Source organism: Nonomuraea jiangxiensis, from assembly GCF_900099965.1.
GTDB lineage: Bacteria > Actinomycetota > Actinomycetes > Streptosporangiales > Streptosporangiaceae > Nonomuraea > Nonomuraea jiangxiensis.
In genome coordinates this window covers 1-14,867 of the sequence record NZ_FNDJ01000042.1, presented here as the reverse complement: position 1 = coordinate 14,867, position 14,867 = coordinate 1, and the positions used below count along the sequence as shown (strand labels likewise).

7 protein-coding genes are annotated in these 14,867 nt (G+C 70.9%); 2 read left to right on the top strand and 5 right to left on the bottom strand.

What is annotated here, in order from left to right; translation table 11 throughout:
- Positions 1–54 precede the first annotated feature (54 nt).
- On the top strand, positions 55–3,276 hold the full coding sequence (locus BLS95_RS49625; RefSeq protein WP_090946615.1) for an AfsR/SARP family transcriptional regulator: 3,222 nt from the start codon (positions 55–57) through the stop codon (positions 3,274–3,276).
- Between the two features lie 150 nt (positions 3,277–3,426).
- Here the strand turns inward: BLS95_RS49625 and BLS95_RS49620 are convergent, their stop codons facing one another.
- Positions 3,427–4,875, bottom strand: a complete 1,449-nt coding sequence (locus BLS95_RS49620) for an OmpA family protein (protein WP_176993829.1) — start codon at positions 4,873–4,875, stop codon at positions 3,427–3,429.
- A 183-nt stretch (positions 4,876–5,058) separates the two neighbouring features.
- On the opposite strand from BLS95_RS49620, the gene BLS95_RS49615 reads away from it, so the two are divergent.
- Positions 5,059–5,613 (top strand): GNAT family N-acetyltransferase, encoded by a 555-nt coding sequence (locus BLS95_RS49615; RefSeq protein ID WP_090946667.1) that lies wholly within the window; start codon positions 5,059–5,061, stop codon positions 5,611–5,613.
- A gap of 150 nt (positions 5,614–5,763) precedes the next feature.
- Here BLS95_RS49615 and BLS95_RS49610 read toward each other — a convergent pair whose 3' ends face one another.
- From BLS95_RS49610 to BLS95_RS49595, 4 genes are all read right to left on the bottom strand, one after another.
- Positions 5,764–6,669: a TauD/TfdA family dioxygenase gene (locus BLS95_RS49610; protein ID WP_090946613.1), complete on the bottom strand. Its 906-nt coding sequence runs from the start codon at positions 6,667–6,669 to the stop codon at positions 5,764–5,766.
- Positions 6,670–6,671: 2 nt separating this feature from the next.
- A complete protein-coding gene (locus BLS95_RS49605) occupies positions 6,672–7,967 on the bottom strand; it encodes an MFS transporter (RefSeq protein WP_176993828.1) in 1,296 nt (431 codons plus the stop codon).
- On the bottom strand, positions 7,942–11,850 hold the full coding sequence (locus BLS95_RS49600; protein WP_143044242.1) for a non-ribosomal peptide synthetase: 3,909 nt from the start codon (positions 11,848–11,850) through the stop codon (positions 7,942–7,944). Before BLS95_RS49600 ends, BLS95_RS49605 begins: the two co-directional genes overlap by 26 nt.
- Positions 11,847–14,867: non-ribosomal peptide synthetase (locus BLS95_RS49595; RefSeq protein ID WP_143044241.1), on the bottom strand; the 3,021-nt coding region annotated here is incomplete at its 5' end. The genes BLS95_RS49595 and BLS95_RS49600, both read right to left, overlap by 4 nt.

Below are 14,867 nucleotides of genomic sequence, written 5' to 3'. Positions count from 1 at the left end.
CATGCCCGCCACTTTCACGGGCCTCTCACGAGGGTTCGCTGCGATAATCCCCTCATGTCCTCCCCCTGCCGCCTGGACGTCCTCGTGCTTGGACCGGTCACCGTCCGTGCCGGAGACGAGACGATCGCGGTGGAGCGTCTCCTGGAGCGTGCGCTGCTGGCCCGGCTCGCCCTCGCGGAAGGGTCTCCGGTTCCCGACCTACGACTGGCCGCCGACCTGTGGGGGGAGGCGGAGCTGGCGCGTCCCACCGAGCGCCTGCGGGTCCTCGCCTCTCGCCTGCGTGCCGCCCTCGTCGCCGGCAGTACCCTTGCGGAGCGGGATGGCGGGCGTGGCTCGGCCTTGCCGCCACTGGTCAGGACGCCCGGCGGATATGCGCTCGCCGCCCACGCCGCGGACCTGGCCAAGGCCCGGTCCGCCGCCGAGCGGGCGCACGCGGCCGCCAGGTCCGGTGACCACGAAGGCGCTCGGGGCGCCGCGGCGCAGGCGCTCGGGCTCTGGCGCGGATCCGCGCTGGCGGACCTGCGGGCGATTCCCTATGCGGAGGTGGAGGGGGAGCGGCTGGAGGCGTGGCGGCTGGACCTGCTGGTGCGACGGCTCACCGCCGACCTGGCCCTGGGCGCGGCGGCCGAGGTGAGCATGGAGCTGGAACGGCTGGCCGCCGAGCATCCACTGCACGAGCGCCTGTGCGGGCTGCTGGCGCTGGCTCTCTACCGCACCGGCAGGCAGGCCGACGCGCTCGACCGGCTGGCCAGGCTTCGCCGGAGGCTGGCCGACACGCTCGGCGTGGACCCGGTTCCTGAGACCTCCGCTCTGGAGCTGCGTATGCTCCGCCAGGATCCGTCCCTGCAGGAAGGCGGGCGACCGCAGGAAAAGGTCGCCCTGGAGATCACCGGCGGACGCGAGCCCACGGCGGGCGAGCCGTCCAGAGGCCCGGCGGACCCCGCCGGGGAGTCGCCCGCGGAGTTTCCGGCCGAGCCGTCTGTGCGCGCGCCGGGTCCGGTTCAGCCGTCGGTGCGTCTGCCAGGGCCGACGACGAGCTTCGTCGGCCGGGACAGCGATCTGGCGGCGCTGGTGGGGCGGCTCGCGCGACCGGGGCTCGTCACGCTCACGGGCAGCCCGGGAAGCGGGAAGTCGCGGCTCGCGGTCGAGGCGGCCAGAGCCGTCGCTCTCGGCGCGGCCCCGCCGGACGGGGCGGGCCTGCCGGCTGCGACGGACCGTTCGAGCGCGGCGCCCAGGGCGGTGACGCTGGTGGAGCTGGCGTCGTTACGGCGGGAAGGAGCAGTGCGCGCGGCGGTGGCGGCGGCCGTGGGGCTGGAGTCGGAGTCCGACGATCCGGTGCCGGAGCTGGCTGGGCGACTGGACGGCGGGCTGTTGGTGCTCGACAATGCCGAGCACCTCATCGACCAGGCGGCCGAGCTGGTCATCGGGCTGCTGAGCCGTACCAGGGCATTGACCGTTCTGGTCACCTCGCAGCGCCCGCTGCTGGCGGCGGGAGAGGAGCTGCACCGGGTCGGGCCGCTCGCCGAGCAGGAGGCGGCGACGCTGTTCGCCCAGCGATGCGCTCCCGACCAGGTCGGCGCCGAGCCCGCCGCCATCGCGGCGATCTGTGCCGCCGTCGACCGGCTGCCGCTGGGGATCGAGCTGGCGGCCGGTCTGACCCGTACGCTCACCGTCGCGCAGCTCACCGCACGGGTGGAGGACCGGCTACGCCTGCTGGTGGGTGGCGGCCGCGACGCGGGCGGCAGGCACACGAGCCTGCGTGCCGCCCTCGACTGGAGCCACGACCTGCTGGCCGAGCGGGAGCGGGCGGTGTTACGGCGGGTGTCGCTGTTCAGCGGCGGTTTCGACCTGGAGGCGGCCGAACACGTCGTGCCGAGCGTCGTGGCCGCCGCGGCGGATCACCCCGCGCCGGGGGCGGCGGGCGGCGCCCCCTCGGACACCACCGCGGCGAACCGCGCCGTGCCGGATGTCACCGCCGGAGACGTCGCGCCCGCACTGGCCGAGCTGGCCGATCGGAGCCTGGTCACGGTGGATACGTCCGGCGGCGGGCGGCGGTTCGGGCTGCTGGAGACCGTGAAGGACTACGCGCGGGCCGAGCTGGACGCCGCCGGGGAGACGAAGAGCGCGCTGGCGGCCCATCTGGGGTGGTGCCTGGCGTTCGTTCGCCGGATCGGCGAGCCGACGGACTTTGCCGCGGCGGAGGAGGTGACCGCCGTGTTCGCGGAGTGGCCGAACCTGCTCGACGCGCTGGAACGCGCTCCGGGCACCGAGCGGGCGGCCGATGGGCTGCGGCTGGCGCTCGAACTGCACACGCCGTGGCTGATCCGCGGCTGGTACGGCGAGGCCAGGCGGCATTTCTCGGCCCTGGCCGACGCGCCGGGCAGCACGCCGACCGAGCAGGCGACGGCGCTCAACGACCATGCCTTCGTCTCCACCATGGTCGGCAGGTTCGACGAGGCGGCCGAGTTGCTGACCAGGGCCGCCGAGCTGGCCGAGATCTCCTCCGACGACCTGGTGACCCTGAACGTCCTGTACTACCGAAGCATCGTGGAGATCGAGCGGGGCCGCCTGCGCGACGCCTTCCCGCCACTGCTCCAGGGCTTGGAGCACGCGGAAGGGATCGCCCACACGCAGCGGATGTCCGCCTTCGCCGACGCACTCGGCACGCTGCACCTGTACTCCGGCGATGCTCGGCAGGCACTCGAACGTTACGTCACCGCCAACGCCTTCGACCTGGAGAGCGGCGACGAGCACGGGCTGGCGCGCGGCCTCAGCAACCAGGCGCAGGCGCTGCTGGGCATGGGGCGCCCAGATGAGGCGGTGGCCTGCGCCGCCCGGTCGGACCACTACGCCGAGCGCCTGGACGACCGGCAGATCCTGCCGCTGAACGAACTGATCAGGGGTGCCGCCGCCGCGGCCGAGGGGGATCTGACCAGGGCGGAACGGCACATCCGCGCGGCTGTCGGCTACGCGGCGACCGATGGCTCCGGGGCGGGTATGGCGCACATCGACCTCGCCGACCTGCTCATCCTGCGCGGCGAACTGGACGAGGCCGCGGCGCTGCTGGACGAGGTCTACGCCGAGGCGGCCGAGCACAGCATTCCCTGGCTCGCGGCCCGGGCCGTGTCGGCGGCGCTGGCGCTCGCGGCCGGGGATCGGCAGCGGGCCGGGAAGCTGGCGGAGGCGACGGCTTCGGCCTATGCCGACTCTGGCTTCGGCTGGCCCCGCTACGCGGCCCGCCTGGCCGCGGTACGAGCCGCACTCGCCGGACCTTGATCCGTCAGAGAAGCGGCTGACCCAGCCCGCCGTGTGCCTTGACCTGGTCGGGGAAGCGCCTGACCCAGCCCGCCGTATGCCTCGACCTGGTCGGGGAGTCGCCTGACCCAGCCCGCCGTATGCCTTGACCTGGTCGGGGAGGCGCCTGGCTCAGTCCGCTGAGATCTCGGCCTGGAGCGGCTCGCCGTACCCGCCGAGCTGCACCTTCACCGACGTGACGCTCGCACTCGGGGCCGGGAAGAGCCCCCACAACGTCACCTCGGCCCCCGCAGGCACCGAATCGAGCTCGCCCGGCGCGAAGCCGGCGCTCATGGTGCCGATGAAGTCGAAGTACGTGGGCTCGGCAAAGCCGCACAGGTCGCCGCGGCTGTTCTGGTCCGTGATCGACAGCTGGCCGGTGGTGAGCTCCTTGGGCGTGAAGTGGTTCTCGTATTCGAGGGATGCGGGCTCCGATCCGGGGTTGGTGACCTTGACGCTCGCCAGGAGGTAGCCGGACAGCCGCCGTACGCTCTGCACCCGCGCCTGCAGACCGGCTTCCGACAGCTCGCCGCCGGTCGCCGGAGCCTGCACGGTGGTGTCGCCTTCGACCTGCACCTCGACCCGCCTGTTCTGCGCCCGCCCATCCGGGTCGTCGCTGCCGTCGGGTTTGGTGTTGGGCGCCACGGGGTCGCTCTCACCGTGCCCTTTCGCCTGGAAGGCGAAGCCGTCGCCCAGGGAGGGCCGGAGCACCTGGCCGACGGCCGCGGCACGTTCCTCCGACAGCTTCTGGTTGGCGGAGTCGCCCCCGACCCCATCGGTGTGTCCGTCCACAGTCACTGATCCGGAGGGGGCGGAGATCTGCCCGCGCAGCCCCTCGATGGCGGATCGGGCCGCCGGTGACAGCCTGGAGCTGCCGAACTCGAACAGCACATCGCTGGGCAGCCGGAATTTCTCGCGCGCGCCGTCCGCCGTCCTGCAGACCAGAGGGCCGACCTGGGCCTTGCCGTACGGGCCGTGCAGGGCAGGGTCGTCGGTCAGTTCGTCGTCCGTGATCGGGACGGTCACCGGAAGCAGGCCGTTGGCCACGACGAGCATCTCGGTGGTCTCCTCGGGCGGAGCGGTGAAGACCGCTGTCACCGGCGCCGACTGCCCCGGCTCGATGTCGAGGTCCTCGCTGATCCGCCCGTCCGGGCCCGAGCCGCCGACCAAGCCGTAGGCCGTGGCCCTGGGCAGGTCCACCAGTGCGATGAGCTGCTCGCGACTGTCAAGGCCGACCGTGCCGAGCGAGATCTCCTTGTCAGTGCCGTTGAAGAGGTCCAACTGCAGCGCCAGCTCCTTCTCCCCGGACCTGACCAGGCGCAGGTTCCTGCCCTCGATCGGGAAGGCGGTCGAGGTGGGTCCGGCGACGAGGCCCTGCGCTCGCGAAGGAAGGGGTTCCTGCGAGGGGGAAGGATCCTCCGCGGGTTCCTCTGCCAGGGCCTCCTCCGGAGTCGTCGCAGGGGCCTTCGCCGAGGGCTCGGCCGAGGACTGAGCCGCCTGCCCCGATGAACCGCAGGCGGCTAGGGCGAGAACAAGTGCCGCCCCGCAGGCCGCGCTCCTGGTCCTGTCAGTCATTGCCATGCCGCCAAGCCTGGGAGCGCGGCGTTCCACGGGCATCTCACCGGTGTCTCACCGGTGGCGTTTCGGCCCCTGCGCGTCGTCGCGCCGGTAGGCGTCACCATGCGGTGCCTCGGCGAGGGAACGTCTCACCGTGCCCGTCGAAAACGCGTTGAAGCCTCCATGACCGGCCCCTACACTTCCCCCGTGCTCAAGCCCCACTACCCGATCATCACCGAGCGCCTGCTCCTGCGCCCCTTCTCGCCCGACGACCTCGGCGCCGTCAACGCCTACGAATCGCGCCCCGACGTCGCCCGCTACCTCTACTGGGAGCCCCGCGACCGCGACACCAGCTCCACCTTCCTTGACAAGAAGACCACCCGCACCGCGCTCCACGACGAAGGCGACGCCCTCGACCTGGCCGTCACCCTGCGCGACACCGGCCACCTCATCGGCAGTTGCCTGCTCATCTGGACGAGCAAGCAACACCGCCAAGGCGAGATCGGCTACATCCTGCACCCCGACCACCACGGCCACGGCTACGCCACCGAAGCCTCCCGCGCCATGCTCCGCCTCGGCTTCGCCGACCTCGGCCTGCACCGCATCACCGGGCGCCTCGACGCACTCAACACCGCCTCGGCCCGCGTCCTGGAAAAACTCGGCATGCGCCGCGAAGCGACCCTCATCGACAACGAGTTCGTCAAAGGCACCTGGGCCAGCGAAGCCATCTACGCCATTCTCGAAACCGAATGGACCCCATGACCAGCCGGCCGCGCGGCCGGCCGACGGCACCGACGCCGAGATCCGGTCCTGGCTGGACGACCGACCGCATTCGGACAAACCCCGGCTCGACCCGCGTGCGCGGGTCTTGACGTCCTAGCGGCAGATACAGGGACGCTGCGCCGGCGCCGCTCAGATCATCGCCACCAGGATCCGTCTCGGGCCGGTGTAAGCGTGCCTGCCGTGCATGACGAGCAGGTTGTCGATCATCATGACGTCGCCTTCCTGCCAGGGGAAGGAGCATTCGTTCCGTTTGGCGACGTCGCGGATGTGCTGGAGGTCGACCACGTCCAGCGGACTGCCATCGCCGTAGGTGGCCTGGAGGGGCAGGTCCTCGTCGGTCTCCGCCATCTCCAGCAGGGCGTCGGCCTCGTCGTCCGGGAGGTTGGAGACGTGCCACTGCTCGGCCTGGTTGAACCAGACCTCCTCGCCGGTGACGGGGTGACGCCGGATGGCCGGGCGGGCCTGCCGTACTCTGAGCTCCTCGTCGTCGGTCCAGCGGAACTCCGCGCCGGTCTCCGCCAGGGCCTTCTCCACCTCGGCCCGGTCGGTCGTCTCGTAGGTGTCCTGCCAGGACTTGCCGAAGCCGAATCCCCCGTGCAGGTTCTGCAGGTAGGCGACGCCGCGGGTGGCGAAGCGCTCGCGAACCTCGGGTGCGATGCCGGCCAGCACGGCCCGGGAGTCCGAGACGGGCGTCGCGCCTCCGGTCGCGGGGGCCTGGTCGCAGTAGAAGAACAGGCGCGAGGGCCAGCGGTGGGCGTAGGACAGCTCGTTGTGCAGGGAGATCTCGTACTCCGCCGGGTACTCGGTGGAGGTCCACACGCCGGTCTGCACGGCCATGCGGGGAGAGTTGCCGTGCCGATAGTCGGTGAACGGTTCCCCGAACGTGCTGACAAACTGGTGGAAGTCGGCGGGTGAGGCGATGCCGAGCCCGCGGAACAGCACGGCACCGTGCTGGACGAGCAGCTCGTCCGCGGGCCCGCGCGCGGCGTCGCCGAGCACCGCGATCGTGGTCGCGCCCGAGGTGATCTTGTCCATGGTCAGTGCTCCTGCGGTTCTGGCATGCCCTTGGTCTTGGGAATGGGTGACAGCGCGAGCACGAAGATCGGGATCACCGCGCCAGCCGCGCAGATCAGCAGTGTGGTACGCATCCCGATCCCGGCCGCGAGCAGCCCCGTGAGCAGGGCGCCGAGCGGGGCGAGGCTGAGGGCGACGGCACGCTGTGAGGCCATCACCCGGCCCTGCAGATGCTGCGGGGTGGCGCCCATGCGCAGCGTCGCGCTCGCCACCATCGCGATGGGCCCGGTGATGCCCAGCAGGAACTGCGCGGCTCCGATCATGACGAGCAGCAGCCACGTCGGCCCCGTCGCCAGCCCGATGAGGAACAACGAGAGGTTGCCGACCACGGTGGGCCAGAAGAACGCCGGGCCGATGCCGATCCACTTCATCGACCGCGTGGCCAGCAGCGACCCGAGAATGGCGCCGGGAGCGCCGACGGCCAGCAGGATACCGAGCCAGTAGGGGCTGAGGCCGAGCCCTTGGACCATCCAGAGCGGCAGCAGGACCTCGATGCCGGTGTAGAAGAACATGTAGAAGCCGGCCGCGATCACACCCGGCCTGATCAGCGGGTCCCGCCACACCCAGCGCAGGCCCTCCGCGATCGAGGAGAACACGCCCGGCCGGTCCTCGCCGGGGGTGGGCACCGGCTCGGGCTTGCGTATCAGCGCGCAACTGATCGCGGAGACGAGGAACGTCACCACGTCGACGACCAGGACCAGGGCCGCGGCGAACGTGCTGACCAGGGCCGATCCCGCGCTGTTTCCGGCGATCCTGGAGACGGAGGTGCTCAGTTGCAACTTGGCGTTGCCGTCACCGAGATGCTCGCGACCCACCAGGAACGGCAGGTGCGACATGTTGGCGACCTCGAAGAACACGAACAGCGCGACCGAGAAGAAGGAGATCGTGCCGAGCCAGAAGAGCGTGAGCGTATCGGTGAGGTACATGACGACGATCAGGAGCAACAGCAGGGCGCGACCGACGTCCGCGGCGATCATGGTGGGCCGCTTGCGGAACCGGTCGGCCCAGAAGCCGGCGAACAGGAACAACAGGAACGGCAGTCGGCCGACCGCGCCGAGCGTGCCGACCGCGGCTTCGTCCGCGCCGAGGATGACGATCGCCACCAGCGGCATGGCCACCACGGTGATCTGACTACCGAACTGCGAGGTGGTGTAGCCGAGCCAGAGCTTGAGGAACTCCCGATGCTTCCAGAGGCTCGCGGGCTCCTCTACGGCCGGTGCGGGCGCCGGTGTCTCAGTGGTCGGCGTGTCCGAGGCCACGGTCCATCCACCTCCTCCATTCGTGGGCGGTTCTGGTGACGTAGGGGTCGTACAACGCGCTGAAGCGGGCGCCGGGGATGAGCCCGGTGTCCAGGCCCGGGACGATCGGCCGCCAGCCGAAATCCTCATCGGCGGGCGCCTTGTCCTCTTCCGGAATCAGCAGGACGGCGGGCCCGTCGTAGACGTCGTGCTGGTAGCGGCCGACCGCATGCGCGTTGGCGCGGAAGACCTCCACGTAGCGCTGGATCTGGTCGAGGTCGTCGGTCTCCGTCCGCAGCTGCCCTTCCTTGGTGGCCGCGTTGACGATCTTCAGCAGGCGCTCGGCCGGTTCGAGCAGGCTGAGCTCGCGTGGGTCGAGCGAGGTGGCGCCGCCGGCGAGCGCGTGCACCATCAGCGCGGTGTCGTCCTCCAGGGTGGAGCCGACCACCGGCTCGTCCGCGGAGGACCAGGCGAGGAAGACGTACGGCACGGCCTCGCCGGATGCGCGCAGTCTGCGGGCCACTTCCAGGGCGATGTTCCCGCCGATGCAGAATCCCCCCAGGAAGTAGGGCCCTGCCGGGGCGATCTCGCGGATGTAACCCGCGTAGGCCTCCGCCATCTCGTCGATCGAGGAGTGTACGGCGTCGCCCGCGGTGAGGCCATGCGCCGGGATGGCGTAGACCGGCTGGTCCTCGCCCAGGTGCTGGGCGAGCGGCCGATACCGGAACACCTGCCCGCCGAGGGCATGGATGAGGAAGAGCGGCGGGCGCTTGCCCGTGGTGCGCAGCGGGACGACCCTGCCGCGTGACACCGGGTTCTCGCCCTCGTCGGCGAGCGCCTCGACGAGCAGCGCCACCGTGGGCGCGGCGAGGACCGTCCCCACCGGGATCTCGCGGCCGAGCTCCTGGCGCATGCGCAGGGCCAGGCGGAGCGCCAGCAGCGAGTGACCGCCCAGATCGAAGAAGTCGTCGCGGATGCCGACCTGCTCGACCCCGAGGATGTCGGCCCAGATCTCGGTGAGGGTCCGCTCCAGGTCGTCCCGGGGGGCTTCGTACGGAGCACGGGCCGCCGGTGCCGGGTCAGGGAGTGCTTGGCGGTCGAGTTTGCCGTTGGCGGTGACCGGTAAGCGCTCCAACTCGGTGAACGACGCGGGGATCATGTGCTCCGGCAACCGCTCACGCAGGAACCCCACCAGGTCCTGCGCATCCGCCCGGCCCACCACGTAGGCCGCCAGCACGCCGTTCATCGGCCGTACCGCCGCCGCCTGCACTGCGGGGTGCCGGGCCAGCACCGCCTCGATCTCGCCCAGTTCCACCCGCATCCCGCGGACCTTCACCTGGTCGTCCATCCGGCCCAGGTAGTCCACCTCGCCGTGCGGCAACCACCGCGCCAGGTCACCAGTGCGATACAACCGCGATCCCGGCGGGCCATACGGGTCCGGGACGAACCGCTCGGCGGTCAGCCCGGGCCGCCGCACATACCCCTCGGCCACCTGCACTCCGCCGATGCACAACTCTCCTGCCGTCCCGACCGGCACCCGCCGCGAATCGGCATCCAGGATCTCGATGCGCGTCGCCCGGATCGGCGCCCCGATCGGCGTCCGCTCCTCCCCCACCTGGCACGCATGCCAGGTCACATCCACCGCCGCCTCGGTCGGCCCGTACAGGTTGTGGACCTCCACACCGGGCCACATCTGGTGAACCCGCGCCACGAGCGCGCTCGGCAACGCCTCCCCCGAGCACACCACCCGCCGCAGGGACGGCATCGCCAGATCCGGCGCCTCCATCACCGCGTCCAGCATCGATGGCACGAAATGGACCATCGACACGTGCTCCCGCCGCATCAACTCCACCAACGCCGGCGCGTCCAGGTGCACGCCGGGCGGCGCCACGACCAGCCCGGCGCCCTCCACCAGCGGCCAGAACAACTCCCACACCGACACGTCGAACGTGAACGGCGTCTTCTGCACCACCCGATCCCCCGCTCCGAGCGGGAATGCCTCCCCCATCCACACGAGCCGATTCGCGATCGCGCGATGCGAGACCACCACGCCCTTCGGCCGCCCCGTCGACCCCGACGTGTAGATCACGTACGCCGACGCCTCCGGAGGAACGGCCACAGGCTCCGCCCCGCGGCCGACGTCCGGCACGGTGGTGGAGACGGTCTCCACCTCCCCGAACCGCTCCGGAGCCTCGGTGATCACGACCCGCGCCCCGGCATCGGCCACCATGAACGTCAACCGCTCATCCGGGTACTCCGGCTCCAGCGGCAGATAGGCGCCCCCCGCCGCCATCACCGCATGGACGGCGACCACCAGCTCCACGCTCCGCGGCAGGCACACCCCCACCACATCGCCCAGCCGCACACCCCGCTCACGAAGGGCCGAAGCCAGCGCGCTCACCCGTGCGCCGAACTCCGCATAGGACAGCCACACCCCGTCGCCGCCGCAAACAGCCGCGGCACCCGGCGTCGCGGCCACCCGCCGCGCCACCGCCGCAGGCAACGACACGAACTCCCGCGCCGGCCCCGTCGCGTTCCACCCCTCCACCGCCGCCACATCGTGGGCGAGGAGCTCCGCCGCGCCACGGGGATCGGCCGCGGGATCCGCGGCGATCTTGGTGAAGACCTGGTGGTAGTACTCGCCCATGCGGAGGATCTGGTCCGCGGAGAACTGGGTGACGTCGTACTTCAGCTTCAGCTCCAGCCCGCCGCTCTGCGGGGACCACGTGAAGTTGGCCGAGAGCGGCAGGTTGGTCTGCTCGAAGAACTCGCTCTCCACGACCTCGATCGGGCCGCCAGGACCGAGGTCGCGGTAGACGTGGAAGTCGCGGTAGTCGAAGAGGACGTCGATCACCGGCGACCGGTTGGTGAGCCGTTGCATCTCGAACAGCGGGTAGAGGCGGTGCGGCAGGAGGGCCACCTCGGCTTCGAAGACCTTCCTGATCAGCTCCTGCCAGGTGCCGACGTCCGTACGGACCCTGACGGGCACGCTGTTGAGGAACAGGCCGAGGACCTGCTCCGCCGCCTCGTGCTCGGGCCTGCCGTGCGTGACCAGGCCGGTGATGACATCGGCGTCGCCGGTGAGCAGCGCGAGCACGCGGAGGTGGCCTGCGAGCAGCACGGTCCGCAGCGGCACCTTGGCCTGGCGCGCGACCTGCTGGAGCGCCGCCACGAGCGGCTCGCCGAGGGGTACGGCGTGAGCCGTCGTCTCCTCCGCGTCCCCCGTACGGTATCCGGGCAGGCGAGGCAGCGTGGTGGTCGGCGCCTCCGCCAGCACGTCCTGCCAGAACCGCTCGGTCGCCGCGGACGCCACCGCGGCCTTCTCCCTGGCGACGAAATCACGGAAGGTCAGCTTCGGGGCCTCACCGGGCCGGACCGCCGGTTCACTGTCGGCGGCGAACCTGGCGGCGTAGCGGCCGAGCAGTTCGGTCACGAGCGAGGCCACGCTCCAGCCGTCGAGGATCGCGTGGTGGAAGCTCAGCGTGAGCGCGAACCGTCCCGGTGCGAGGTGGTGAATGACGGCGCGGAAGAGCGGCGGGGCCTCCCAGTCGAACGGCCGCCGCTTCTCCTCCTCCCGCCAGATGCTCAGCCGCTGCCGCGGATCCTCGAACCCGGAAAGGTCGATCTCCTGTACGGGCGGCTCGACGTCTTCCCAGACGAGCTGGATCGGCTCGTCGAATCCGGTCAGGTCGAACGAGGTCCGCAGGACGGCGTGCCCGGCCATGACGTCGCGCAGCGCGGACCTGAACACCTCGCTCCGGTAGGTGCCGTGCAGGATCAGGGTGAAGACGTCGTGGTAGGTCGCGGAGTCTTCCTGGTAGGCGCTGTGGAAGAGCATTCCCGCCTGCAGCGCGGTCAGCGGGTAGGCGTCTTCCAGCCCGGTCACGGACTCTGTCGCCGTCAACGCCTGCCTCCTCGGAATCGTTGCTTGAGCCGATCCAGATCCGCCGAGCCGAGCAGGCCGAACGCCTGGCTGCCCGTGCTCTCGCCGGTCTCGCCGAGGGTGATCGCCTGGGCCAGCTCCCGTACCGTCTGGTGGACGAAAACGTCCTCGAGCTTGAGGGTGTAGCCGCGGGCCCGGAGGCGTGCGACGATCTTGAGCGATCTGATGGAGTCGCCGCCGAGGGCGAAGAAACCGTCGTGGGCGCCCGGCGGCGCGATGTCCAGCACCTCGGCCCAGACCTCGGCGACCGCCCGTTCGGCCGCCCCGCTCGGCTCCTCGTAGGGCACGTCCGCCGGGGCCTGAGGCGTGGGAAGCGCTTCACGGTCGAGTTTGCCGTTGGCGGTGACCGGCAACCGCTCCAGCACCGTGAACCAGGACGGAACCATGTGATCGGGCAACTGCGCACGCAGATACCCCGTCAGCTCCGCGATGTCCGGCTCGCCCACCACGTACGCCGCCAACCCTCCGCCGAACGGCCGCACCACCGCCGCGGTCACCGACGCGTGCCCGGCCAGCACCGCCTCGACCTCACCAAGCTCCACCCGCATCCCGCGGATCTTCACCTGGTGATCGATCCGGCCCAGGTAGTCGACCTCACCCTCCGGCGACCACCGCGCCAGATCACCTGTCCGATACAACCGCGAACCCGGTGGGCCGTAGGGATCGGGGACGAACTGCCGCGCCGTCAATCCCGGCCTGCCGGTGTATCCGTCGGCCAGGCCCACCCCGGCGATGCACAGCTCCCCCGCCGTCCCCACCGGCACCCGCCGCAGGTCCTGGTCCAGGACTTCCAGCCGGATGCCCCGGATCGGCGCGCCGATCGGCGTGCGCGTCTCCCCCGGCACACACTCATGCCAGCTCACATCGACGGCGGCTTCGGTCGGCCCGTACAGGTTGTGCAATCGCGCATGCGGAATCCGCTCGAAGAACCGCCCCGCCAACGACGACGGCAACGCCTCCCCCGAACACACCACGCGCCGCAGCGAAGGCACCTCCAGGACCGGCTCCTCCAGCAGCGCCTCCAGCATCGACGGCACAAAATGCACCATCGACACGTCATGCCGCTGAATCAGCCCGATCAAGGCGGAGGTGTCACGATGCGCACCCGGGCCCGCCACCACCAGCCCCGCGCCGGACATCAACGGCCAGAACAACTCCCACACGGACACGTCGAACGTGAACGGCGTCTTGTGCAGCACCCGATCACCGGCGGCCAACGGGAAGGCCTCCCCCATCCACACCAGCCGATTCGCGATCGCCCGATGCGAGACCACCACGCCCTTCGGCCGCCCCGTGGACCCCGACGTGTAGATCACATACGCCGGCGCACTCGCATGAACCGGCACACGTCCCGGCTCCCCGTCCTCGGGCTCAGCCGCCGGACTCACCGTGACACACCCGGCGAAACGCTGCGGCTCCTCGGTGATCACGGCCCGCACTCCGCTGTCCGTGACCATGAACGCCAGCCGCTGGTCGGGGTCGTCGGGCGCAAGCGGCAGGTACGCCGCTCCCGCCGCCACCACGGCGTGCACGGCCACCACCAGATCGACGCCGCGCGGCAGGCACACACCCACGACGTCACCCACGCGCACACCACGCTCACGCAAGGCTCCGGCCAGCGCGTTCACCCGCGCGCCGAACTCGGCGTAGGTCAGCCATGCACCGTCGGCGTCGCACACCGCGGGCGCGTCGGGCGTCGCGGCCACCCGTGCGGCCACCGCGTCGGGCAAGGACACGAACTCCCGCGCCGCCCCCGTCGCGTTCCACCCCTCCACCGCCGCCACATCCCGGGAGAGCAGGGGAAGCTCGGAGACGGGCGCGTCGGGGTCGTCCACCGCCGCGGTGAGCAGGGCGACGAAGTGCTCGGCCATGCGCTCGATCACGTCGGCGTCGAAGAGGTCGGTACGGTACTCGAAGATGCCGCCCAGCCGGCCGGGGAAGCGCTGGAGGTGGAGCGAGAGGTCGAACTTGGCGGTCGTGGTGTTCGACGACACCCACTCGACCTGCAGATCCCCGGCCCGCATCGCAGGCCGTTCCGTGTCCTCCAGGCTGAGCATGGCCTGCACCAGCGGCGTACTGCCCAGATCGCGGCGCGGCCGCAGGTCCTCGACGAGCGCCTCGAAGGGAACCTCCGCGTTGGCGAAGGCGTCCAGCGTGGTGGTCCTGACCTGCCTGATCAGCTCCCGGAAGGTGGGGTCACCCGAGCAGTCGGTACGGAGCACCAACGTGTTGAGGAAGAAACCGATCAAGGGCTCAAGCTCCGGCCTGGGCCGTTCCGCGGTCGGCGTGCCGACGGAGATGTCCTGCTGCCCCGTGTGCCGGGAGAGCAGGACGGCGAAGGCGGCGAGCAGTGCCATGAACAGCGAGGCGTTCTCCTCGGCGCCCAGCGCTCGCAGCCGTTCGAAGACCGGGGTCGGGATCATGAACGGAACATTGGCACCGTCGTGACCGCGTCGAGCAGGACGTGGCTTGCTCGCGGGGAGTTCGAGGCGCTCCGGCATGCCCGCCAGCCGCTCACGCCAGTAGGCCAACTGGGTGTCACGCAGCTCACCCTCCACCCGCGAACGCTGCCACGCCGCGTAATCGGCGTACTGCACCGGCAACTCCGCCAGCGACGCAGGCCGCCCCTCCGCCAACGCCGCATACAGCTCACCCAACTCCCGGGCGAACAACACCGCCGACCACGCATCGTTCACCACATGATGGACCGTCACCAGCAACTGATGATCCACCACACCATGCCGAACCACACACGCCCGCACCGGAGGCTCAACCGTCAGATCGAAACGCCGCCCCGCCACCCCCAGCAAAAACCCACGAGCCTCCCCCTCACCCAGCTCCACCACCTCAAAAGGCACCACCGGCTCGGCCCCCACCGACACCAGCACCTCATCCTCAACCTGCACGAACCGCGACCGCAGCACCTCATGCCGCTCCGCCAACCCCACCAACGCCCGCTCCAGCAACCCCACATCCAG